Origin of the sequence: Amycolatopsis sp. cg5, assembly GCF_041346955.1 — a bacterium.
Taxonomy (GTDB): domain Bacteria; phylum Actinomycetota; class Actinomycetes; order Mycobacteriales; family Pseudonocardiaceae; genus Amycolatopsis.
Genome location: NZ_CP166849.1, coordinates 316,363 through 339,176 on the forward strand (window position 1 = coordinate 316,363; position 22,814 = coordinate 339,176).

The window sequence follows — 22,814 nt, forward strand, 5'->3', positions numbered from 1 at the left end:
CAGTGACCGCATCATCGTGGCTGTTGGTGGCCTTCCCCGCCCTCGGCGCGCTCATCCTGCTGACAACTGGGCAAGCATCGCGCAGCGATTCCGTTGAGGGTGGTGGTGGGCGACGGGCGGGAGGTAAGCGGACCAACGCGTGGGGACACCTGCTCGGCACCGCCACCGTCTCGCTGTCCTTCCTGTACGGCGTCCTGCTGTACTTCTCGGCCGACACCGGGTCCACTGTGGACACGAAGCTGTTCTCGTGGATCCCGGTGACCCAGCTGCAGGTCGACTTCGGACTCCGCGTCGACGCGCTGTCGTTGACCTTCGTGCTGCTGATCACCGGCGTCGGCTCGCTCATTCACTTCTACTCGATCGGCTACATGGCCGAGGACGAGGGACGGCGCCGGTTCTTCGGCTACCTGAACCTCTTCGTCGCCTCGATGCTGATCCTGGTGCTGGGCAACAGCTTCGTGACGCTGTACCTCGGCTGGGAAGGCGTGGGTCTCGCGTCGTACCTGCTCATCGGCTGGTACCAGGACCGCCCGTCCGCCGCGACCGCGGCCAAGAAGGCGTTCCTGATGAACCGCGTCGGTGACGTCGGGCTCGCGCTGGCGATCTTCCTGATGTTCAAGTACGTCGGCAGCACGGGTTACGCCGAGGTCTTCGCCGCGGTGGACAAGATCCCGCCGGGCGCGGTGACCGCGATCGCGATCCTGCTCCTGCTGGGCGCCTGCGGTAAGTCCGGTCAGTTCCCGCTGCAGGCCTGGCTGCCGGACGCGATGGAAGGCCCGACCCCGGTGTCGGCGCTGATCCACGCGGCGACGATGGTCACCGCCGGCGTCTACCTGGTGGCCCGGTCCAACGAGATCTTCAACGCCACCGCGGACGGCCGCCTGGTCGTCACCCTGGTCGGCGCGGTCACGTTGCTCATCGGCGCGATCATCGGCTGCGCGTACGACGACATCAAGAAGGTGCTCGCGTACTCGACCGTCAGCCAGATCGGTTACATGATGCTGGCGGTCGGCCTCGGGCCGTTCGGCTACGCGCTGGGCATCATGCACCTGGTGGCACACGGCTTCTTCAAGGCGGGGCTGTTCCTCGGCGCCGGTTCGGTCATGCACGCCATGAACGACGAAGTCGACATGCGGAAGTTCGGCAACCTGCGCAAGCACATGCCGACCACCTTCTGGACGTTCATGTTCGGCTACCTCGCGCTGATCGGTTTCCCGCTGCTGTCGGGTTTCTGGACCAAGGACGCGATCATCGAGGCCGCGCTCGCCGGCGAAGGCTGGCGTGGCTGGGTCTTCGGTGGTGTCTCGATCGTCGCCGCCGGGCTGACCGCCTTCTACATGACACGCCTGATGCTCATGACCTTCTTCGGCAAGGAACGCTGGAAGGACATCAAGAGCACGGACGGCAGGGACTTCCACCCGCACGAGTCACCCAAGGTGATGGCCATCCCGATGATCATCCTGGCGGTCGGCTCGATCGGCGCCGGTGCGTTCTTCGCGCTGGGCGACCGGTTCGCGCACTGGCTCACCCCGGTCGTCGGCGAGCTGAAGGAAGAGCACGGCCCGCTGCCCGCACTGGCGGTCACCGCCGTCACGCTGCTGTTCGTCCTGATCGGTGCGGGGGCCGCGTACTCGCTCTTCGGGCCACGCAAGGACATTCCGCTCGAGCAGCCGGAGCGGGTCTCCTTCCCGGTCCGCGCGGCTCGTAAGGACCTGTACGGCAACGTGCTCAACGAGACGCTGGTCGCCCGCCCGAGCACCTGGCTCGCCAGGGCGATGGTCTTCGTGGACAACAAGGGCGTCGACGGCGCGGTCAACGGCCTCGCCGCGTCGCTCGGCGGCGGATCCGGCAGGCTGCGCAGGCTGCAGACCGGGTTCGTCCGCTCCTACGCGCTGTCCATGCTCGGCGGTGCGTTCGTGCTCGTCGCCGCTCTCCTGCTGGTGAGGTTCTCATGACTTGGCTCTTGGCACTCATCCTGCTGCCCCTGGTGGGCGCGCTCGTCGTGGCGGGGATGAAGAACAACGACAAGCTCGCGACCGTCACCGCGCTCGCACTGTCCATTGTGGAGCTGGCACTGATCGTGCCGCTGTGGGCTTCGTACACGCCGTCCGGCGCGCGGATCCAGCAGGCGACCACGATGGACTGGATCCCGAGCTTCGGCATCCACGTCTCGTTCGGCATGGACGGCATCGCGCTGGTGATGATCGCGGTCATCGCCTTCCTGGTGCCGATCGTGGTGGCCGGCCTCGGTTTCTTCGACAAGCTCCCGGCGGGCCGTTCCGCGGGCGGGTTCCTGTCGCTGATCCTGCTGCAGGAGGCGCTGACCATCGGCGTCTTCGCGGCGACCGACGTGTTCCTGTTCTACGTGCTTTTCGAGATCATGCTGATCCCGATGTACTTCCTCATCGGCGGCTACGGCGGCGCGAACCGCCAGTACGCGGCGGTGAAGTTCTTCCTCTACTCCTTCCTCGGCGGCCTGATCATGCTGGCCTCGGCGATCGGGGCGTACTCGCTCGCCGAAGACAAGCTCGGCACAGGCACCTTCGACTGGGCCACGCTGGTCACCGTCGTCCGTGACGCGCCGACCGGCACCCAGATCTGGCTGTTCCTCGGCTTCTTCCTCGCGTTCGCGATCAAGGCGCCGCTGGTCCCGTTCCACACCTGGCTGCCGGACGCGGCCGGGCAGGCGCCGATCGGCGTCGCCGTGCTGCTGGTCGGCGTGCTGGACAAGGTCGGCACGTTCGGGTTCCTGCGCTACTGCCTGCCGATGTTCCCGGAGGCGTCGAAACAGCTCGCGCCGCTGGTGCTGGTGCTGGCCGTGCTCGGTGTCGTCTACGGCTCGACACTGGCCGCCGGGCAATCCGACATGAAGCGGTTCATCGCCTACGTGTCGATCGCCCACTTCGGCTTCATCGCGATGGGCATCTTCAGCTTCAACGAGCAGGCCGTGGTCGGCTCGGTGTCGTACATGCTGAACCACAGCCTGGCGACCGGGATGCTCATCGTGGTCATCGGCATGATCATCGTGCGCGGCGGCTCGACCCGGATCTCCGACTACGGCGGCATGGCGAAGGTGACCCCGCTGCTCGGCGGCATGCTCCTGATCGCCGGTCTGTCCACGCTGTCGCTGCCCGGCACGAACTCGTTCATCAGCGAGTTCCTGGTGCTGCTTGGCTCGTTCATGACGCAGCCGGTGTACGCGATCATCGCGACCGTCGGCATGGTGCTCGCCGCCGCCTACGTCCTCTGGTTCTACCAGCGGATCATGCAGGGCCCGGTCCGCGGCGACGCGCTGATCGGCATCGGCGGCGGCCCCGGCACGGCCATCGCGCCGGAGCTGGGCGCCCGCAAGTCCATCAAGGATCTCGGCACCAGGGAGATCGCCATCCTGGTGCCCATGGTCGTGCTGATCATCGGCCTCGGCTTCTACCCGAAGCCGGTGCTGGACACGATCACCCCGTCGGTGCAGGCGACGTTGTCGTCCGTGCAGGGAGGCAAGTAAACCGTGTTCGACATTCTCCTCGCACAGGCGCCGGAGCAGATCCCGACGCCGCAGGTGAACTACGCGGCGGTCACGCCGATGTTGATCATCCTGGGCGCCGCGTGCGTCAGCGTGCTGTTCGAAGCCTTCGTGCCCAAGCACATGCGGTGGTCGTTCCAGCTGCTGATCAGTCTCGGCGGCATCGTCGCGGCTGGCGCGGCGCTGGCCATCTACGCGACCTCGGACGACCAGGTCAAGGCGGGCACCACCACGTTCGCCAGGGCCATCTCGGTCGACCGGCCGTCCCTGTTCCTCTGGGGCACGCTGCTCGCGCTCGGGTTCATGTCGGTGTTGCTGATCGCCGAGCGCGCGGTCGAGCCGGGCGGCGCGTTCGTCGCACAGGCCGCCATCCGGCCGGGCACGGTTCAGGACCGCGCCCAGGTCGGCTCGACCGGCATGCAGACCGAGGTCTTCCCGCTGACGCTCTTCGCGCTCGGCGGCATGATGGCCTTCTGCGCCGCGAACGACCTGCTGACCATGTTCATCGCGCTGGAAGTCCTGAGTCTCCCGCTGTACCTGATGTGCGGCCTCGCCCGCCGTCGCCGCCTCCTGTCCCAGGAAGCGGCGGTCAAGTACTTCCTGCTCGGCGCCTTCTCCTCGGCCTTCTTCCTCTACGGCCTGGCGCTCCTCTACGGCTACGCGGGCTCCATCAAGCTCTCGGACATCGCCGCCGCGGCCGCCGGTTCCGACCGCTCGGACACCCTGCTGTTCGCCGGTATGGGCCTGCTCGTGGTCGGCCTGCTCTTCAAGGGGTCGGTCGGCCCGTTCCACACCTGGACCCCCGACGTCTACCAGGGCTCGCCGACGCCGGTCACGGCGTTCATGGCCGCCTGCACCAAGGTGGCCGCGTTCGGCGGGATCTTGCGCGTGCTCACGGTCGGCTTCGAGTCGACCAGCTGGGAGTGGCGAGGCGTCCTCTGGGGCGTCGCGATCGTCTCGATGGCACTCGGCGCGATCTTGGGTCTCACCCAGACCGACGTGAAGCGCATGATCGCCTACTCGTCCATCGCGCACGCGGGTTTCCTGCTCATCGGCGCCATCGCGATGACCGAGAAGGGCCTTGAGGGCACCCTGTTCTACCTGCTCTCCTACGGCTTCACCACGGTCGCCGCCTTCGGCGTGATCTCACTGGTCCGCGACTCGTCCGGCGAGGCGACACACCTGTCCGCATGGGCAGGCCTCGCCAAACGTTCGCCACTGCTGGCCGCGGTGTTCACGTTCTTGCTGCTCGCACTGGCCGGCATCCCGCTGACCAGCGGCTTCGTCGGCAAGTTCGTGGTCTTCTCGGCCGCGCTGTCCGACGGCATGGCCCCGCTGGTCGTCATCGCCCTGATCGCCTCGGCGGTCGCGGCGTTCTTCTACCTGCGGGTCATCGTGCTCATGTACTTCTCGGAGCCCGCGGCCGACGGCCCGGCCGTGACCCTGCCGGGCACCTTCACCACGATCGCCATCACGGTCGGCGTCGTGGTCACGCTGGTCCTGGGCCTGGCACCGGCGTTCGCCCTCAACTGGGCGGGCTCAGGCGGCTTCGCCTTCTAGCCTGATCCACACAAGAGCCCCGTTTGTCCCGCTCACGGTGACAAACGGGGCTTTCGTGTGGTGGGGGTCGTGAGTGTTGCCGACGGTTCTAACCGTTCGGAACACTCACGACCGTTAGGCTCGGCGTATGTACGTCGAGCGGGTGCAGGTCGAGAACGTTCGCGGGTTTCATGGGGCCCGGAACGTGGATCTCACCCTGCCTGGGCCGGGGTGGACCGTCATCGCGGGCCGGAATGGCTCGGGTAAAACTTCGCTGCTCCGGGCCATCGCGCTAACGATCGCCGATACGGGTGCAGCTCACAAACTGGCACCCGATCCACGTGCATGGGTATCGACTGGGGAGTTACGCGCTCGAGCCGAGCTTTACTTGCCGGGCCAAGGCGTGCGCCGGATACTCTGGGACTTGGAAGTCGACGGCGATTTTGCCGGTTCCCGGCACGGAGTTTTCAGCGCCGCGTACGGTCCCTACCGTCGCCTGTCAGGTCGCGCGAGCGGGCGTGAACTCGGATCGGTTTCCCCGTACGTAACGCTTTTCGACGAAGATGCCGCACTCTCCGAAGGCGTGGTCTGGCTCGTCGAGCAACACCTGCGAGCTTTTGAGGGTAAGTCGGGTGCTGCGGAACTGAAGCGAGCTGCACTAAGAGTTCTCGCTGACGGGCTTCTGCCGGATGCCTATGAAGTTCAAGATGTCGATTCCGACGGTCTATGGGTCAGTTACCAGGGAAACCGATTCCCGCTTCGGGAAATGAGTGATGGCTACCGGACTGTCACGGCATTGGTCGTGGACCTCATCAGGAACATCCACGACTTCTACGGTTCCGTCGAGCTGGACCAAGCCGAAGGCGTGGTGCTCATCGACGAGGTCGATGCCCACCTTCACGTGTCGTGGCAGAAGCGCATCGGCCCGTGGTTCAAGGCCCACTTCCCGAAGATCCAGTTCATCGTCACCACGCACAGCCCGTACGTGTGCCAGGCGGCCGATCCCGGCGGCCTGATCAGGCTCCCCGGTCCCGACGAGCAACAGCCGCCAAGGGTGGTGTCAGAGGAACTCTACGAGCGAGTCGCGTACGGCAGCGGCGATGACGCCGTGCTTTCCGACCTGTTCGGTTTGGACACTCCGTACTCGCCGGAGGCCGTCGCTCTACGCGAGGAACTGGCCGAGTTGGAGTTCAAGGTGGCGTCCGGCCAGGCCGACGAGCGGATGACCGCGCGCTGGAAGGAACTTCGCGAGCTCCTGACCAGCTCGCCGGTCGCGCGGGTCGATGAGGTGGCGCAGCGCGGTGAGGTTGAAGATCGTTGATCCGCGTCCACCGACCTGATCTGCCAGAGCCGCTCGCCGCGAAACTCACTACGAAGTCCGCTGAAGTCCCCAAAGGCGATCACGAGTCAGCCAGAAAGGCGTGGAAGAGCGCGCGGGCAGTCCGGAAGTCGCTGACCGAAGTGCTGCGCGAGATGGCGGCAGGGTGCCGGTTCTGCATGTACTGCGGTGAGACGCTCGGTTCGGCCATCGACCATCATCAGCCGATCGCGATGAATCCGGCCCGCACCTTCGACTGGCTCAATCACCTGCTGGCCTGCGACTTCTGCAACAGCCACTACAAACGCGACCAGTATCCGGTCGACGCCGCAGGCCACTGCCTGCTCATTGATCCGACTGCCGAAGACCCGCTCGACCACCTCTTCCTCGTACTTTCGCTGGGCAAGTACCGCGCGCTGACCGACAAGGGTGCCGCGACGATCAAGGTCTGCGGGCTCGACCGGCCGTTGCTCGAACGAGGTCGGCAACGCGCATTTCAGCAGGTCAAGTATGCCGTTGCGGCCTGGGACAGGGGAGACGACCGGGCCAAGTCGCAGGCAGCCTGGACGTTGCGGGAGCAGCCGCACGCGGACGTCTTCCACGCGATGCTGCGCCAGGCCGATTCGCCGGGCGCTCGCGAGATTTTCGACGGCGATGACGTGTTGATCGCCAGGTTGCGCAGGTTCAAGGACTCGTGAGTGGTATGACCGGTTCTAACCGGCCATACCACTCACGAGCTTTATGGGGTGGGTGAGCAGGCGGTGCGGCCGATGATGACCTCGCCGTCGATGCCCGAGGCTGGTTTGAACCTGATGTGGATCATGTTCAACGCGATGCTTCCGTCACCGGGCAGGTTCTGCTCGTTGAAGGTGGCTTCGGCGAGCACCGTGCTGGTGCCGGACTTCTTGAGCGGTGCCACGTAGTTGGCGGGCAGCGGTGACGGCAGCGTCGGCAGGCCGGTGGCGCCGCTGTAGCTGAAGCCGGCGTTGGTGCCAGCCTGGGTGCCCTTGCAGGTCACCTTGTAGTTCTTGATGTTGATCCGCGGGCCCTTGAGCGAGACGAGCGCGGAGAGCTCGAAGTCCTTGCCGGTGGCCTGCGAGTTGGTCTCCGTGACCTCGTTGACCGGGTCGACGGTGGTGGTCGTGCACGTGGAGCTGCCAACACCGAACGTCACTCCGGTCTTGACCACTTTCGGCGAGCTGGCGGCGGACTGGCCGTCGACGCTGCACTTCGCCTGCGGGGCCACCGTGATGGTGGTGCCGCCCTTGGTGAACGCGGCCCGGCCGGTCGTCGCGATACCTTCCTCGGTTGCCAGCGCGGGGGTGGCGCCGACCAGCGTGATGGCCAGAATGACCACGCCGCCGAGTCCTAGCCTTCTCAAGCTGCTCATCTCGGTCCTCCTCGAGCGGGATACAGCTGGGTGAGGAAGATCGTTTAATTCTCAGATAACGACTGGTAGTGGCGTCACACCTTCGTGACTAGTGATCACCCGTCCGTGGAAATATCCGATCGCGTATCCAAATACAGGTCTGTATCTTGACGACATGCCGACTTACCGCGTCCTCGTGCAGGGCAAGTTCGACCACCCCGACGAAGCGACCAAGGCCCGCCTGCGCGCGGAGGTCGCCGGGTTCCAGAGCCTGGCGTTCAGCGAAGAGGGCACGTTCTACTTCACCGAGGCACTCGGCAGCTTCACGTTCCGCTGCTCGGTCGAGGTCGCCGCGGGTCCGTCCGCGGAGCGTGATGCGATCGCCGAAGCGGAGCTCAAGACGCTGGAGGTGCTGGAGCGGCAGGACTATCCGTTCCGGGACATCCAGTCCGCGGCCACCTGCATGGACGACATCAAGATCCGCCGAAGGTAGCGAATCGTGGCGCTCGCCGCATTCCTGTCGAAGTGCCGGTATCGCCCTGGTGTGTTCGTTACGATCCCTTCGGTTAGGGGGATCGATGGATCACGAGGCGAAGCTGGCGCAGGCTGCCAAGGAATTCGAGGAGCAGGCGGCCAAAGCGGGTGAGCTCAAAGACAAGATCGCGCAGCTCAAGGGGCATGCGCGAAATCCGGACGGCTCGATCACAGTCACGGTGGCGCCCTCCGGTGCGGTGCTGGGCCTGCAACTGACGCCGCTCGCGCTGCGCCGCAGTCACACGCAGCTGCAGCAGGAGTTGCTGGCGACGATCAGAGCGGCCACCCAGCAAGCAGCCGGGATGCTGGCCGAGACGGTCAATCCGTTGCTGGGAGCCAAGTCCGCGGAATTCCGCGAGGCGCTCAACGCGCACGCACCGCAGCTCGCGCTCGGCCCGACCCTGCCGCCACCGCCGAACACACTGCCGCCGCCCAACTCGCCGCAGCCCCAGCAGGCCCCGGTCCGCGGCCCGCGCCGAGGTCCGGCCGAGGAGGAACGCGAGGAGATGCCGTCGTCGTTCCTCGAATCGAATCCGCGCCCGCAGCGGAACCCAGCCCGCCCGGCGCCCGTCACACGCCAGGACGACGAGGACTTTTTCAGCGATCCACTCAGGGGGTAAGTGGTGGCCGACCAGCAGATCGCGGTCGAAATCCTGCAGGCGCACAGTCGTGGATCGGAGGACCTGGCCGGAAGTTTCGGCTCACTCGCCGGTTTGCTCGAACAGGCCAGGGTCAGCGACGACTGCTTCGGGCCGATCGGCGAAGTGCTGGCGTTCAAGTACTTCGAAGGTCTGCAGGAGTGTCAGGACCTGGCGACCCAAGCGAAGCACTTCCTGGAAGAGACCTCGCACAAGGTCACCACGGCCGCCAAGATGTACGGCGACACTGACGCCGTGGCCGAAACCACGATGAAGAAGACCGGGGAGGGCCTGGACAAGGTCGGCGCCGGTCCCGGATCCCTCAACGATCTCAACCACGCCGGCGACGCGAACCGAAAGGGTTACCTCAACCAATACGGGAGCTACGGCAGTTCGGCGTGGAGCACGGTCAGCGACGCGAAAGAGGCGGCCCGCACCCAGTCGCCGCCGGACTTGGCGATCTCCGCGGTCAACTCGCGGATCGAGGCGCTGCAGTCGGTGATGAACCCCGGCAAGGCCTTCATCGACAACGGCCTCGGCTTCCTGATCTCGATCGTGATCAGCCCGCTGGTCGAGTTCATCATCGAACCCGCGATCGGCGACCCGGCCCAGATGCGCAGCACGGCCGAGGGCTGGGACAAGGTCGCGGACTGGGTCGAAAAAGCGGGTCAGCGCGAACAAGAACGAGCCGACGGGACCAAGGACGGCTGGGCAGGCAACGCGGGCGACGCCTTCCGCGCGCAGATGACCGAGTTCGGCGAAGGCACGCAGGCCTTCGCGAACGACATTCGCGGCGTGAAGCAGATCCTGGAGATGGCAGCCGACCTCTTCGACATGTTCGTGGAGATCGTGGTCGACATCATCCAGGAACTCGTGATCAGCCTGATCATCGAATGGCTGGCCGCGCTGGCGATGTCCTGGTGCACCGCGGGCGCTTCGGTCATCGCGGCGGAGGCTATGACCGGTGCCACGGTCGCCAGGACCGGCGGCAAGCTGAGCTGGGAGGTCAAGAAGCTGCTGGGCAAGCTCAAGCCGATGATCGACAGGCTGGAAAAGTTGCTCAAGCAACTGCGCAACGGTCCGCTGAAGAAGGTCATGGAGCGCACGGAGAAGATGCGCGATGGCAGCTGGCTCGAGAAGAAGCTCGTGAAGCAGTTCGACAAGAGCCCGATCGGCCGGATCGCCACGAAAGGCCACACCGACGACGCCGCACGAAAGTCGGTCGACGCGTTGAACGACGCAGCCGCACGGCATGCCAGGGAAGGCACCAACGAGTCGGCCGAAGCGTTGCGCAAGGCGCGAGTCAGGCTGGCGGAAGCCGGCGACTCCAGGACGAGCAACCGGTTCGCCGACGGCCGCGATCTGAGTCCCGGATCGGATTCGCTCGGGGTCAGTCTCTTCGAGCAGGGGATCAAGACGGTCACCGGGGTGAGTGGCAGCCGTACCTTCGGCGATGCCGCGTTCAAGGCGACGATGGGCGTGGTGCCCGGCGAGGCAGTCGAGCAGGGCGTGAAGTACGGCTACAGCAAGGCGGAGGACCCGTCCACCGAGGACGAGCGACGGGAGGCGACCGACCGTGGCTTCACCTACGAGTGACACCGACGTATTCATCCAAGTCGGTGCGGCGTCGGTCGCCAAGGACCTGGTACCCGATCTGCGGTGGGCCGCGTACGGCGGTGGCACCGAATTCGACGTCAAAGGCCGCCAGAAGAACGGCAAGCCGAAGAACTCCTTGCTGCGCAAGGGAGTCAACGCTGCCGTCGGTACCGCGCTGTTCATGTCGACGGCGGACGACGCGGTCGACTCGGACGGTCGGTCCGGGCCGCCCAAGCTCGTCGTCTTCGGGAGGCAGGCAGACTGCCTCTCCTGTCGCCACGTCGAATGCCTGATCACCGAGACACTCGACAATCAGATCTGGGTGCTCGCCCCGCGGGGGCTCATCCTGGTCGCTTGGCGCCCCGACGAAGGTGAACACAGCCCGCCAAAGGGAAGTTCCTTACTGGGTAAGGCACTTTGGGTGGGGAAAGCGGTCGCTGAAGCGGGAGTCGACACCGTCAAGATTCTGAGCGGCCGCGAGATCGAGCAACGCGACAAGTGGGCGCACGGCAGGTTCGAGGTGAAGGCCGAGGTGCCGATCGCCGACATCGCCGGGATCGGCCGGGAGGTCAGGGACCGGAGGTCGTGTGTCAGGGTTTCCCTGCGTGACGGGTCCGGATTCGACTTCTTCTTCGCGCCGGAGCAACCACAGGTGCACGATTGGATGATCGCGTTGGCTCGGAGTGGCGCATGAAGCCCAAGGCGGAGTTCGTCGCCGCGCCGTTGCCCGCGCGCCCGTCGTTCGCGGCCGACCTCCAGCGGTTCTTGGTCCGGCCGGGTGAGCGGCTGTTGTTGTGCCACGACCCGATCTTCGGGCGATGTGGGACCACGATCGGCGCCGAAGTGCGGGTCCCGCACACTCCGTTGGGCTGGACCCCCGAACTGGTGCTGCGCGAATGTCCTTGGCCGGAACCGTCCGGCGTCCCCGATCCGGTGGGGGACTGGGCGGACGATCCCGGGTTGTCCTTCTGGGCGGACGCGGGGAGCCCGGAGCAGGACGCCGTGCGGATCGCTGACAACCTCGCGAGCGGCTGGGGTGCGGCGAGCATCGTGCTCACCAGCCAGCGGATCATGGTCGTCTATGCGACCGAGCACCTTGCCGAGCCACCCGCGCAGGTTCCGTTGACCTCGGCGTGGGAGACGAGCATCGACCGGCTCGCCCGCGCGGGGATGCCGTTCGTCGGACGGAGCGTCCCGCCGCCGCGAGTGGTCCAGTTCGACTTCCGGGACGGTTCGCGGTTGCTGATCCATGATCGCGAAGGTCGGATCAGGCCGGACCTGCTCGTGCCCTTCGGCTTCGACCACGGCAAGTAGAGGACATGTCGGGAACTCCAGGACCCGCGCTGCGGGCCGCTTCCGTGCTGCCGGAGCCGGTGCTCTGGGCGGGGTACTTCCTCCGCGTCTACTACGACATTCGCGGGCTCGGCCGGACTGGCGAGCCCAAGAAGTCGTTGCTGAGCCGGGGTACGGATGCCGCGCTCGACGTGGCGAGCTTCTTCACGGACGACGAGGATCCGCTCAAGGACCTGCCGCCCGAGGTGCTCGTGTTCGGTGCGGCGCTGGACTGTCTGGCGCATCGGCATGCCAAGGCGGGCAGTGCCTTGTGGGCGTTGACCGCGCAGCGTCTGGCTTTTGTGGACTCGCGGGAGACCACGACGGCGGAGCCGGAGCCGACGTCGTTCGTCGGCAAGGCGTGGAAGTTCGGCAAGGACGTGGTCAACATCGTCAGCGGCACCGAGCCGCCGCGTGAATGGTTCGTGAAATCGGAGGTTCCCGCCGCGATGATCGCCGGGTTCGCGAGGGGGCCGCGTGGCCCTCGAATGTCTCTTGTGGACGGCTCTGGGTTCGATTTCTGTTTGGCGGAGCCGGAAGCGGCCGAGTGGATGCTCGCGAAGACCATGGGCGGGAATTGAGCATGGGGCTGCTGGATTCGCTCGCGCCTGATCTCCTGTTGCGCAAGAAGCGTGACTCGGAGATGGAGGAGGACCTTCGTAAGCACTGGCTGCGGCCGGGTGAACGGCTTCTGCTGTGGCATGCGCCCGTTCCCGGCTACGCGGGCGGGCGACTCGGCGATGAGCTGCGGCTGCCACACGTTCCCACGAGACCCGCGCCTGAGCACCGGTTCGGGAAGTGCGACTGGCCGAAGCCGCATGAGCTGACGACCGGTCCGGGGTTCGACGGCGTGGACTGGGTTGACGATCAGGCTTTCTCGTACTGGTTCGAGGCTGGGCACGGTGTGCAGGACGCGGTGCGGTTCGCCGATCACTTCACCGATGGCTGGGGCGCGGCGAAGGTGGCGCTCAGCGATCAGCGCGTCGCCGTGGTCTACCACTCGGCGCAGCTTCGCGAGCCCGCGCGGTCGTTCCTCACCACGGCTTTGGAGTTGCCAGCCGGGCATGTCGTGAATGTGGGGATGCCGTTCGCCGGGCGGACGGTGCCGCCGCCTCGGGTGATCCGGCTCGACTTCGCCGATGGTTCGGCACTGTCCATTCGCGACGACCTCACCCGGTTGCGGGTGGAACGGGCTTGGCAGCGGTGAGCATGCACGACGAGCAGGTGCTGGACCACAGTCAAGAGCTCGGGCCCGCGTTGGCGGCGAGGACCGTGCTAGGCGACAACTTCCTGTGGGCGATCAAGGATGCTTGCGGCGGCGTCATCAGCTATGACGTGCGTGGGTTGAGCGACGAAGGTGTCGTGCTCGATCCGCTGCTGGCCAGGGGAGCCAAGGCCGTCGGACGAGGCGTCGCCGGATTCGCCGAAGGCGTGGTCGACGCCGCGCTCGGCCTGGAAGACGGCGGCGACGGCAAGCCGTTCAAGGTCCAGCCCGATTTCGTGGTCTTCGGCAAATCCCACGACTGTCTCGCGATCCGCTACCTCGATGTCTTCAAGAGTGGCACTTGGGCGCTTACCCCACGCGGGCTGGTTCAGCTCGGCTTCCGCATGCTGCCGGTCGAGCCGAAGCCAAAGCCTCCGCCGGAGGAACCTGAGAAGGAAGCGCCGAAGTCCTTGCTGGGCAAGGCGATCAAGTTCGGCAAGGCGGTGAAGGATCTCGTGGCGGTCGAACCCGGGCCGGAGTTCCACCCGCCCGATCCGGAGCCGATGGTCGGCGCCGGAGTGACCGCCGAGATCCCCGCCGCGCACATCGCGGGGTTCGAGGTCGCGTCCCGGCGGTGGAAGGTCAGCTGGAACTCGTGCTTCCGGCTGACCTTCGCCGATGGCTCGGGCTGGGACATGTTCAAGGGAACCCGCGAAGCGCATGAATGGATGGTGGCGATGACCACGACGGGCGTGCGCCGATGACCGTCAACGTCAAGCTGCTGCCGGGCGGGCTGCCGATGCCCAACGGGCTGCCGAAGCACTTCTCGGACAAGGAAGACAAAAGCACGCACAAGTTCGTCGAGCAGGAGCTGACCAAGGTTTGGGTGCGGCCCGGCGAAAAGCTGCTGTTCTGCCAGGTGCCCACGCTCGGCTTCCTCGGCGCGCGGATCGGACTGGACCGGCAGGTGCCGTACCGGGCCGCCAGGCCGGTGCCGGAGCTGAACCTGAAGCCGGTCCGGCTGCGGCCGCCGACCGAGTTCCCGTTCAGGGACACGGACTGGACCGACGAGCCGGTCCTTTCCTACTGGGTACATGCCGAGCATTCGGGTCAGATCGCGGTGCGGCTCGCCGACCATCTCTGCGACGGGAGCGGCGCGGGCAGGCTGGTCTGGACCGACCGGAGGCTGGCGGTGACCGTCTTCACGAAGTGGCTTGCCGAGCCGCCGGACAAGAAGGCGCTGCTCACCACGGTCTGTGATCTCGGTCCCGGTCTGGTCACCGGGATCTCCATGCCGTTCCTCGGCCAAAGCTTCCCCGCCGTGCGCGCGGTCCGGCTCGATTTCGCCGACCGGTCGACGCTGCTGATCAGGGACGACCATGCCAAGCACAAGGTGGAGACGGCCTGGCAGCGGCTCGGTCACTGAGAGTCACGTGGGGCACTGTCACGTTCATCACCGTTTCCGCTGGACAGCAGGTCAACAGGTGACCAGGGGTTGCCATTACGCTGGAGAAGACCCCGACCCGGAGTTTGAGAGAGCGGAGCCGACGTGTCCATTCAGGGCGGCACCATCGAGGACCTGCGCGCGACCGTCGGCCTGTCGATCGCCGACGAGCCGCTGCTGCGAGCCATCGCTGGCGGCCTTGGCGACGTCGAGGCCCTGCTGCGCGAGGTCGTGCGCAGTGAGGTCAAGGCCGTCAACGACGCGGCTACCCACCTGGTCGAGGCCGGTGGCAAACGTTTTCGTCCCATGTTCACGCTGCTCGCGTCGCAGTTCGGGGTGAAGCAGGACGACCACGTCGTGATCGCGGCTGCTGCCGTCGAGCTGGTGCACCTCGCGACGCTGTACCACGACGACGTGATGGACGAGGCGACCATGCGGCGCGGCGCGGTGAGCGTCAACGCGCGCTGGGACAACACCATCGCCATCCTGACCGGCGACTTCCTGTTCGCGCACGCCTCGCGGCTGGTCGCCGACCTGGGCACGGACGCGGCGCGGATCATCGCCGAGACGTTCGGTGAGCTGGTCACCGGGCAGATGCGGGAGACCGTCGGGCCCGCCGCCGGCGAGGACCCGGTCGAGCACTACCTGACCGTGATCGCGCAGAAGACCGGCTCGCTGATCGCCACCGCCGGCCGGTTCGGCGGCATGATGTCCGGCGCACCTGACGAATACGTCAACGCTTTGCGGCGCTTCGGCGACATCATCGGGACCGCGTTCCAGATCTCCGACGACATCATCGACATCGCCTCGCCGTCCGACGAGTCGGGCAAGGTGCAGGGCACCGACCTGCGCGAAGGCGTCCGCACGCTGCCGATGCTGTACGCGCTCGCCGACCCGTCGACCGACCCTCGGCTGCTGGAGCTGCTGCAGGGGCCGATCGAAGACGATGATCTCGTCGCCGAGGCACTCGAGCTGCTTCGCTCGTCCGCGGGACTGGAACAGGCAAGGGCCACTCTTTCCGACTACGCTCGTCGGGCGCGCGTCGAGGTGGCCGCGTTGCCCGCTTCGCCTGCCCGCGACGCGTGCGAGTCGGTCGCCGACTACCTGGTCGCGCGAACGCGGTAGGGAGGCCGGAGTGTCGATTTTCGGGCAGGTTTGGCTGTGGAGCCTGCTGGCCTTCGTCGTGGGGGCGCTGCTCACCTGGCTGGTCTTGGTGTTGCCCGCGCGCAAGCGCATCCACGAGCTGGAGGCCACGCTGACCGCGGTGCACGCCGAGCGTGCGGCGGCGCGTCCCGAGCCGGCGGCGGAGACGCCCGCGACGCTCGTGGAGACGCCCGCCGTCGAGCGGCAGCCGTGGGAGCAGCAGGCCGTCGCGAGCTCCGGGCAGTGGGAGCCCGAAGACGAGCCGGAGCTGACCCGTCAGCTCGACGCCCGGGAACTGGCCCGGCAGCCGGAGCCGGAACCCCGGCTCTGGGAGCCCGAGCCCGTCGTGCAGGAGCAGTGGGAGCCCGAGCCGGTCGCGCACCAGGCAGAGGCTTGGGAACCCGAGCCGGAGCCGGAACCCGAGCAGGAGACTTGGGAACCGGAAGAGCCCGAGGTCCGCTCGGTGCTCGAGGAGCAGCCGCCGACCGAGTACATGCACATCTCCGAGGCGGACGACGAGCCGGAGGGCTCGCTGTTCCAGAAGCCGTCGACGCCGGAGCCGGACTGGTTCGATCGCGAGCCACTGCCCGAGCGTTCCGCGTTCGAGGAGGCGCCGCGCTTCGGCGGCATCGAGCCCGCGGACGAGACGACCGCGTTCGACAGCGTGGAGAGCGGCGAACTGCCCGTCGAGCCGGAAGAGAACGCTATGGAGACGACCCAGTTGCTGCCGAAGCGCCAGCGCGGTGAGTCGATCAGGGGAGGCTTCGAGCCGCCCCGCCCGATTCAGCCGTCGATGCGCGCGGTCGAGCGGCGCGAGCCGTCCTCGTCGGAGACCACGGGCATCCACAGCGGCTCGCTGTTCGAGCCGACCGTCCAGCCCAACCATGTCGCGCCCGAGCCGCCGCCCGCGCGGCACCAGGCCGTCGACCAGTCGGTGCCGCCTGGCCCGTTCGGTCCCGGCTCGGCGATGCCGCGCCCGGGTGGCGCTCCGCCGTCGGAGGAGTTCGGGGTCAAGGCGAGCGTGACGGCGCTGCGGTACTGCACGGACGAGTCGCCGCAGTTCCCGCGCATGGTCGCCGAGGTCTGGTTCCGTTCTGCCGCGGACGCCGAGCGAGTGGGCTTCCGGCCGCTTACCTGAGCCGGGCGTTGAGCCGGGCGGCTTGCCGCGTCAAGTGAGCGCGTTCGGCGAGGTTGGCCGCCTGCTCGGCGGCTTCGGCGTAGAGCCGGGCCGCCGACTTCAGGTCACCGTCGCGCTCGTGGAGATACGCCGCGACCGCCGTGTGGCGGGGCAGTGAATCGTCGACGGCCGCCAACGCGGCCAGTCCCGCGCGCGGACCGTCCGCCTCGCCGACGGCGACCGCGCGGTTGAGCCGGACGACCGGGCTCTCGGTCAGGTTCGCCAGCTCGTCGTACCACTCGACGATCTGCACCCAGTCGGTCTCCTCGGCGGCCTGCGCGTCCGCGTGCAGCGCCGCGATGGCGGCCTGTGCCTGGAACTCGCCCAGCTGGTCACGCGCGAGCGCGGCTTGCAGGATCACGACGCCCTCGGCGATCGACTTCGTGTCCCACCGGCCGCGGTCCTGCTCGGCGAGTGGCACCAGGCTGCCGTCCGGCGCGGTCCTCGCGGCGCGCCTGGCGTGGTGGAGCAGCATGAGCGCGAGCAACCCGGCGACCTCGGGGTGATCGAACTCGGCCGCCAGGCGCCGGGTGAGCCGGATCGCCTCGGCGGCGAGGTCGACGTCGCCGGAATACCCCTCGTTGAACACGAGATAGAGGACGCGCAGCACGGTGGCGACGTCACCAGGCTGGTCGAACCGGACACCGGAGATGGTGCGCTTGGCGCGGCTGATGCGTTGCGCCATCGTCGATTCCGGCACCAGGTAGGCCTCGGCGATCTGACGCGTGGTCAGGCCGCCGACGGCGCGCAAAGTGAGCGCGACCGCCGACGACGACGTCAGTGACGGGTGTGCGCAAAGGAAATAGAGCTGCAGCGTGTCGTCGACCGCGGGCACGGGCGCCGGCGCGGGTTCCTCGTCGACCAGGTCTTCGCGACGGCGGCGCGCGACGTTGGCCTTTGTCGCGTCGAGGAACTTGCGCCAGGCGACCGTGATCAGCCAGCCCTTGGGGTCTCGCGGCGGCTCGGCCGGCCAGACGCGGACCGCCTCGAGCAACGCGTCCTGGACGGCGTCCTCGGCCGCCGCGAAGTCGGCGCCGCGGCGGACGAGGATGCCGAGCACGTTCGGCGTGAGTTCACGCAGCAGCAGCTCGTCCACCGGCGCTTACTCCGTGATCGTCGGCTGCTCGCCGTAGCACGGACGCAGTTCGAGCCACTCGTGGATCGGCTTCCCGTCCGCTCCCGGCGCCGCCGACAGCTCGCCCGCCAGTTCGAGCGCGCGCTCGTGGCTGTCGACGTCGATCATCATCCAGCCCGCGATGAGGTCCTTGGTCTCGGCGAACGGGCCGTCGGTGACCGGCGGGCGGCCTTCGCCGTCGTAGCGGACCCAGGTGCCCTCCGGCGCGAGCGCCTGCTCGCCGACGAACTCGCCGGTCTCCACGAGCCGGTCCGCGAAGTCGCGCATGTACTGGATGTGCGCCGAGATCTCCTCCGGCGTCCACTGGTCCATCAGCGTCGGGTTGACCGACTCCGGAGCGCCGCGGTAGTGCTTGAGCAGCAGGTACTTAGCCATTGTCGGTCTCCTCGGCGAGCGCGATGATGACGCCTTCGGGGCCGCGGAGGTAACCCATGCGGCAGACGCCGGGAATCTGCACGACCTCGCCCATCAGCTCGGCGCCGTGCTTCTCGGTGAGGCGGGACACCGCGGTGTCGATGTCGTCGACGGCGAACAGGAGGCGCCGCAAGCCGAGCGTGTTCATCGGAGCTTCCGGATCACTCGGGATCGGCTTCGGCGAGTGGTAGCTCATCAGCTCCAGCTTGCTGTGGCCGTCCGGGGTCCGGAACATCGCGATGTCGACCTTCATGTCCGTGAGGCCGACGATGCGTTCCGCCCATTCGGCTTCGACCGTCGTCCTGCCCTCGAGCTCCAGCCCGAGCTCGACGAAGAACGCGACCGCGGCGTCGAGGTCGTCGAAGACGATGCCGACGTTGTCCATGCGCTTGACCGTCACGCGGCCAGGGTAGTTGTTCTCGCTCATGTTCTCAGGCCTTCTTCGCACTCATGAGTTCTTCGATGGCGGTGGGGAGCGTGGTCTCGAAGTCGATCAGCTTCACCCAGGTCGGCTTGACGACCACGCGGACCATGCCGTCGTAGAGCGCCTGCACGCCCGCCTCCCACTCGGCGCGCTGCTCGGGGGACATCTCGTAGGTGCCGTTCCACTGCATGTACTCGTCGGGGATGCCGTCGACCTCGTCCAGCTCGGCCGTGCCGCGGATGAGCAGCACCTTGGGCGGGTGGGACTCGGTGTCGATGGTCAGCGCGACGGCCGGGTTCTTGCGGAGGGCGGGCAGTTTGCGGGCGTTCTTCGCGGTGCACATGACGATCTCGGTGCCGTTCCAGCAGATCCCGATCGGGATCGAGCGGGGAGTGCCGTCGAGTGCGACGAACGCCAGCCTGGCGAGGTCGCGGGAGAGCAGCTCCTTGCTGTAGGGCTTGCTCAGGATCTCGTCGATCGCGCTCTGCTCCATGGTGGGTCTCCTCGGTGCCTTTGGGGTTGGGCACTGCGGGGACGGAGCTGGGCTCTCGGTCTCGACATCGACTGGATGTGAGCTGGGTCACTGTCGAGTGTGGCCTCGTGGGCGGCTCAGGCCGGGCTGGGAGCCGACTTTGCCGAGCCACTGAGAGTGGGTGGCGAAGGTCCCTTGGGTTAGGGGACTGACCTGGGGATTTGCGGGTTGTCCACAGGATTGTGGCCATGTGGATAACCCCGCCTGACCGGGGTGGTCAGACGGGGTCGGCCGATAGACTGATGCAGGGCGGAGCCCCCAGGGACGGGCGGGGGGTGGGTAAGTAGGCGTGGGTGGTTTAGACCACTGTCCAGGTGTCCTTGCCCGTGAGGAGCTGCTGGAGGTTGGGGGTCTTGGCCTGGATGGCCGACTCGACCTGGGCGCGGGCCTGGTCGTCGTAGGTGGGGCGGTCGACCTGGCGGAGGATGCCGATCGGGGTGTGGTTCAGGTTCTGGTCCCCGATGCGCGAGAGCGCGAACGCGTAGGCCGGGTCGACGATCGTCGGGTCGTGCACGACGAGGTTCTCCTCGCCGATGTTGGCGACCTTGCCGACTTCGAGTCCGCCCCAGCCGCCGCGGGTGACGCCGTACTCCTGCTCCGGGCCGAAGCGGATCGGATCGCCCGCCTTGAGGGGGATGAGCCGCTGCGCGGCCTCGTCCTTGTCCTTGAGCACGTCGAACGCGCCGTCATTGAAGATCGGGCAGTTCTGGTAGATCTCGACCAGCGCCGAGCCGCGGTGCTGGGCCGCGGCTTGCAGCACCTCGGTGAGGCCCGCGCGGTCGGAGTCCAGCGCGCGGCCGACGAACGAGGCCTCGGCGCCGATGGCCAGCGACAGTGGGTTGAACGGGGTGTCGACCGAGCCGTACGGGGTCGACTTGGTGACCGTGCCCTGGTCGGACGTCGGCGAGTACTGGCCCTTGGTGAGCCCGTAGATCCGGTTGTTGAACAGCAGGATCTTCAGGTTCACGTTGCGGCGCAGCGCGTGGATCAGGTGGTTGCCGCCGATGGACAGCGCGTCGCCGTCACCGGTGACGACCCACACCGACAGGTCGGGGCGCGTGGTCGCGAGCCCGGTCGCGATCGACGGCGCGCGGCCGTGGATCGAGTGCATGCCGTAGGTGTTCAGGTAGTACGGGAACCGGGACGAGCAGCCGATGCCCGAGATGAACACGATGTTCTCGCGCTTGAGCCCGAGCGTCGGCAGGAACGACTGCACGGCGTTGAGCACGACGTAGTCGCCGCAGCCTGGGCACCAGCGGACCTCTTGGTCCGACTTGTAGTCCTTGGCCTTCTGCGGCTCTTCGGTGGTGGGGACTAGGTCCAGGCCGCCGAGCACGGGCAACCCCAGATCGATCGCGGTCACTTCGCAGCCTCCGTGATGATGTCGGTGAACACGCCCTGCAGCTCTTCGGCTTTGAAGGCCATGCCGGCGACTTTGGTGTGACTGTGGACGTCGACGAGGTACTTGGCCCTCAACAACATCGCCAGCTGACCCAGGTTCATTTCCGGGATCACGACAGTGTCGTAAGACCGCAACACATCACCGAGGTTCGCGGGGAACGGGTTGAGGTGACGCAGGTGCGCCTGGGCGATCGGCAGGCCGTTCTTGCGGACGCGGCGGCACGCGGCGCCGATCGGGCCGTACGAGGAGCCCCAGCCCAGCGCCAGCACCCTGGCCTTGCCGCCGGACGGGTCGTCGACCACCACGTTCGGCACGTCGATGCCGTCGATCTTGGCCTGGCGGATCCGGACCATCTTCTCGTGGTTGTCCGGGTCGTAGGAGATGTGCCCGGTCTTGTCGGCCTTCTCCAGGCCGCCGATCCGGTGCTGCAGCCCCGGCGTGCCCGGCACGGCCCACGCCCGCGCGAGCGTCTCGGGGTCACGCAGGTACGGCCAGAACTCGCCGGACCCGTCGGTGGCGTTGGGCTCCTGCGCGAACTCGACGCTCAGGTCGGGCAGCTCGTCGACGTTCGGCACCAGCCACGGCTCCGAGCCGTTGGCGATGGCGCCGTCGGACAGCAGCATCACCGGCGTCCGGTACTTCAGCGCGATCCGCGTCGCTTCGACGGCGGCGTCGAAGCAGTCAGCAGGGGAGAGCGGCGCGACGATCGGGACCGGCGACTCGCCGTTGCGGCCGAACATGGCCTGCAGCAGGTCGGCCTGCTCGGTCTTGGTCGGCAGGCCGGTCGACGGCCCGCCGCGCTGCACGTCGATCACGACCAGCGGCAGCTCGGTCATCACGCCGAGACCGACGGCCTCGGACTTCAGCGCGACACCGGGACCCGAGGTCGAGGTGATGCCCAGCGCGCCGCCGTAGGAGGCGCCGAGCGCGGCGCCGATGCCGGCGATCTCGTCCTCGGCCTGGAAGGTGAGGATGTTGAAGTTCTTGTGCTTGGACAGCTCGTGCAGGATGTCCGAAGCAGGGGTGATCGGGTAGGTGCCCAGGAAGATCTGCAGCCCCGACTTCTGCCCGGCGGCGATCAGGCCGTACGCGAGCGCGGTGTTGCCGGTGATCTGCCGGTAGGTGCCCTGGTTGAGCTTCGCGGGCGCGACCTGGAACGTGGTCGCGAACGACTCGGTCGTCTCGCCGTAGTTCCAGCCTGCGCGGAAGGCCAGGATGTTCGCCTCGGCGATGTCCGGCTTCTTCGCGAACTTCTCGCGCAGGAAACGCTCGGTGCCCTCGGTCGGCCGGTGGTACATCCAGGACAGCAGGCCCAGCGCGAACATGTTCTTCGCGCGCTCGGCGTCCTTCTTCGACAGCCCGGTCTCTTCGAGCGCGGCGCGGGTGATGGTCGCCATCGCGATCTTGTGCACCTGGAACGCCTCGAGCGAGTCGTCGGTCAGCGGGTCGACCTCGTAGCCGACCTTCACCAGGTTGCGCTTGTTGAACTCGTCGGTGTTCACAATGATCGTCCCACCGTGCGGGACGTCCTTGAGGTTCGCCTTGAGCGCGGCGGGGTTCATCGCGACGAGCACGTCGGGGCGGTCGCCAGGGGTCAAGATGTCGTAATCGGCGAAGTGCACCTGGAACGAGGAGACACCGGGGATGGTGCCCTGTGGTGCGCGGATCTCCGCCGGGAAGTTCGGCATGGTGGACAGGTCGTTGCCGAAGGCGGCCGCCTCCGAAGTGAACCTGTCACCCGTGAGCTGCATACCGTCACCGGAGTCACCCGCGAAGCGGATCACCACCCGATCCAGTTTGCTGATCTCCGTGTGCCGGGTGGGAGACAGTGACGCGGGTGATCCGTTGCCATTGCCGTTCGCAGTGGTGCTCATGGGTCAGGGAATCCCTCTCTCCCGACTGGCGCTTCCCGTCCGCGGCGATGTCGGCTGGATCACCACGTAACTACACCACGAGGTTAGCTCGTGATTTTCTCCGTGGCTGCCGGGTGTGCCCCCTAAGCCACTACGCGGTACCCCCTGACTGCTCACCGCTGAGCAAGAAACCGGGTATGTGTAACTCATGGTAACGGGTAAATGGTTCCGTAGAGCTGT

23 protein-coding genes are annotated in these 22,814 nt (G+C 67.2%); 16 read left to right on the forward strand and 7 right to left on the reverse strand.

All coding sequences use genetic code 11. The features are described from left to right. Positions 1–2 precede the first annotated feature (2 nt). The 5 genes from nuoL to AB5J62_RS01675 all read left to right on the forward strand — a co-directional run bounded on the left by nuoL (position 3) and on the right by AB5J62_RS01675 (position 7,075). Entirely contained in the window at positions 3–1,955 is a 1,953-nt protein-coding gene (gene nuoL, locus AB5J62_RS01655) for an NADH-quinone oxidoreductase subunit L (RefSeq protein WP_370946321.1), read from the forward strand. Continuing rightward, complete coding sequence (locus AB5J62_RS01660) at positions 1,952–3,502, forward strand: NADH-quinone oxidoreductase subunit M (RefSeq protein ID WP_370946322.1); 1,551 nt, start codon at positions 1,952–1,954, stop codon at positions 3,500–3,502. The genes nuoL and AB5J62_RS01660 overlap by 4 nt, the downstream gene beginning before the upstream one ends. A gap of 3 nt (positions 3,503–3,505) precedes the next feature. Further along, complete coding sequence (gene nuoN / locus AB5J62_RS01665) at positions 3,506–5,080, forward strand: NADH-quinone oxidoreductase subunit NuoN (RefSeq protein ID WP_370946323.1); 1,575 nt, start codon at positions 3,506–3,508, stop codon at positions 5,078–5,080. Positions 5,081–5,207: 127 nt separating this feature from the next. Continuing rightward, a complete protein-coding gene (locus AB5J62_RS01670) occupies positions 5,208–6,380 on the forward strand; it encodes an AAA family ATPase (RefSeq protein ID WP_370946324.1) in 1,173 nt (390 codons plus the stop codon). A 140-nt stretch (positions 6,381–6,520) separates the two neighbouring features. Then, positions 6,521–7,075: an HNH endonuclease gene (locus AB5J62_RS01675; protein WP_370946325.1), complete on the forward strand. Its 555-nt coding sequence runs from the start codon at positions 6,521–6,523 to the stop codon at positions 7,073–7,075. A gap of 41 nt (positions 7,076–7,116) precedes the next feature. Here the strand turns inward: AB5J62_RS01675 and AB5J62_RS01680 are convergent, their stop codons facing one another. After that, entirely contained in the window at positions 7,117–7,767 is a 651-nt protein-coding gene (locus tag AB5J62_RS01680; protein WP_370946326.1) for a hypothetical protein, read from the reverse strand. A gap of 154 nt (positions 7,768–7,921) precedes the next feature. Here AB5J62_RS01680 and AB5J62_RS01685 point away from each other — a divergent pair, with 154 nt between their 5' ends. The 11 genes from AB5J62_RS01685 to AB5J62_RS01735 all read left to right on the forward strand — a co-directional run bounded on the left by AB5J62_RS01685 (position 7,922) and on the right by AB5J62_RS01735 (position 16,775). Then, a complete protein-coding gene (locus tag AB5J62_RS01685; RefSeq protein WP_370946327.1) occupies positions 7,922–8,239 on the forward strand; it encodes a DUF6204 family protein in 318 nt (105 codons plus the stop codon). Positions 8,240–8,324: 85 nt separating this feature from the next. Beyond that, on the forward strand, positions 8,325–8,900 hold the full coding sequence (locus AB5J62_RS01690; RefSeq protein WP_370946328.1) for a YbaB/EbfC family nucleoid-associated protein: 576 nt from the start codon (positions 8,325–8,327) through the stop codon (positions 8,898–8,900). A 3-nt stretch (positions 8,901–8,903) separates the two neighbouring features. Next, the gene (locus AB5J62_RS01695; protein WP_370946329.1) at positions 8,904–10,514 is read left to right on the forward strand and encodes a WXG100 family type VII secretion target; all 1,611 of its coding nucleotides are present in this window, start codon (positions 8,904–8,906) and stop codon (positions 10,512–10,514) included. Beyond that, positions 10,495–11,208 (forward strand): hypothetical protein, encoded by a 714-nt coding sequence (locus tag AB5J62_RS01700; RefSeq protein WP_370946330.1) that lies wholly within the window; start codon positions 10,495–10,497, stop codon positions 11,206–11,208. The genes AB5J62_RS01695 and AB5J62_RS01700 overlap by 20 nt, the downstream gene beginning before the upstream one ends. Then, positions 11,205–11,828, forward strand: coding sequence for a hypothetical protein (locus tag AB5J62_RS01705; RefSeq protein ID WP_370946331.1), 624 nt, complete (start codon positions 11,205–11,207; stop codon positions 11,826–11,828). Before AB5J62_RS01700 ends, AB5J62_RS01705 begins: the two co-directional genes overlap by 4 nt. Before the next feature lie 5 nt (positions 11,829–11,833). Continuing rightward, positions 11,834–12,427, forward strand: a complete 594-nt coding sequence (locus tag AB5J62_RS01710) for a hypothetical protein (RefSeq protein WP_370946332.1) — start codon at positions 11,834–11,836, stop codon at positions 12,425–12,427. A gap of 2 nt (positions 12,428–12,429) precedes the next feature. Next, complete coding sequence (locus AB5J62_RS01715; RefSeq protein ID WP_370946333.1) at positions 12,430–13,053, forward strand: hypothetical protein; 624 nt, start codon at positions 12,430–12,432, stop codon at positions 13,051–13,053. Beyond that, positions 13,041–13,814: a hypothetical protein gene (locus AB5J62_RS01720; protein ID WP_370946334.1), complete on the forward strand. Its 774-nt coding sequence runs from the start codon at positions 13,041–13,043 to the stop codon at positions 13,812–13,814. Before AB5J62_RS01715 ends, AB5J62_RS01720 begins: the two co-directional genes overlap by 13 nt. Continuing rightward, positions 13,811–14,476, forward strand: a complete 666-nt coding sequence (locus AB5J62_RS01725) for a hypothetical protein (RefSeq protein ID WP_370946335.1) — start codon at positions 13,811–13,813, stop codon at positions 14,474–14,476. Before AB5J62_RS01720 ends, AB5J62_RS01725 begins: the two co-directional genes overlap by 4 nt. Positions 14,477–14,605: 129 nt before the next feature. Beyond that, complete coding sequence (locus AB5J62_RS01730) at positions 14,606–15,619, forward strand: polyprenyl synthetase family protein (protein ID WP_370950148.1); 1,014 nt, start codon at positions 14,606–14,608, stop codon at positions 15,617–15,619. 10 nt (positions 15,620–15,629) lie between these two features. Then, positions 15,630–16,775, forward strand: a complete 1,146-nt coding sequence (locus AB5J62_RS01735) for a hypothetical protein (RefSeq protein WP_370946336.1) — start codon at positions 15,630–15,632, stop codon at positions 16,773–16,775. Here AB5J62_RS01735 and AB5J62_RS01740 read toward each other — a convergent pair. From AB5J62_RS01740 to AB5J62_RS01765, 6 genes are all read right to left on the reverse strand, one after another. Next, complete coding sequence (locus AB5J62_RS01740; protein WP_370946337.1) at positions 16,768–17,910, reverse strand: RNA polymerase sigma factor; 1,143 nt, start codon at positions 17,908–17,910, stop codon at positions 16,768–16,770. The two genes, AB5J62_RS01735 and AB5J62_RS01740, sit on opposite strands and share 8 nt — an antisense overlap. A 6-nt stretch (positions 17,911–17,916) precedes the next feature. Then, positions 17,917–18,324, reverse strand: a complete 408-nt coding sequence (locus tag AB5J62_RS01745; RefSeq protein ID WP_370946338.1) for a YciI family protein — start codon at positions 18,322–18,324, stop codon at positions 17,917–17,919. Next, a complete protein-coding gene (locus AB5J62_RS01750) occupies positions 18,317–18,790 on the reverse strand; it encodes a VOC family protein (protein WP_370946339.1) in 474 nt (157 codons plus the stop codon). Before AB5J62_RS01750 ends, AB5J62_RS01745 begins: the two co-directional genes overlap by 8 nt. A gap of 4 nt (positions 18,791–18,794) precedes the next feature. Continuing rightward, positions 18,795–19,280, reverse strand: a complete 486-nt coding sequence (locus AB5J62_RS01755; RefSeq protein ID WP_370946340.1) for a pyridoxamine 5'-phosphate oxidase family protein — start codon at positions 19,278–19,280, stop codon at positions 18,795–18,797. A 337-nt stretch (positions 19,281–19,617) separates the two neighbouring features. Next, the gene (locus AB5J62_RS01760) at positions 19,618–20,682 is read right to left on the reverse strand and encodes a 2-oxoacid:ferredoxin oxidoreductase subunit beta (protein ID WP_370946341.1); all 1,065 of its coding nucleotides are present in this window, start codon (positions 20,680–20,682) and stop codon (positions 19,618–19,620) included. Next, positions 20,679–22,595 (reverse strand): 2-oxoacid:acceptor oxidoreductase subunit alpha, encoded by a 1,917-nt coding sequence (locus AB5J62_RS01765; RefSeq protein WP_370946342.1) that lies wholly within the window; start codon positions 22,593–22,595, stop codon positions 20,679–20,681. The genes AB5J62_RS01760 and AB5J62_RS01765 overlap by 4 nt, the downstream gene beginning before the upstream one ends. Positions 22,596–22,814 lie beyond the last annotated feature (219 nt).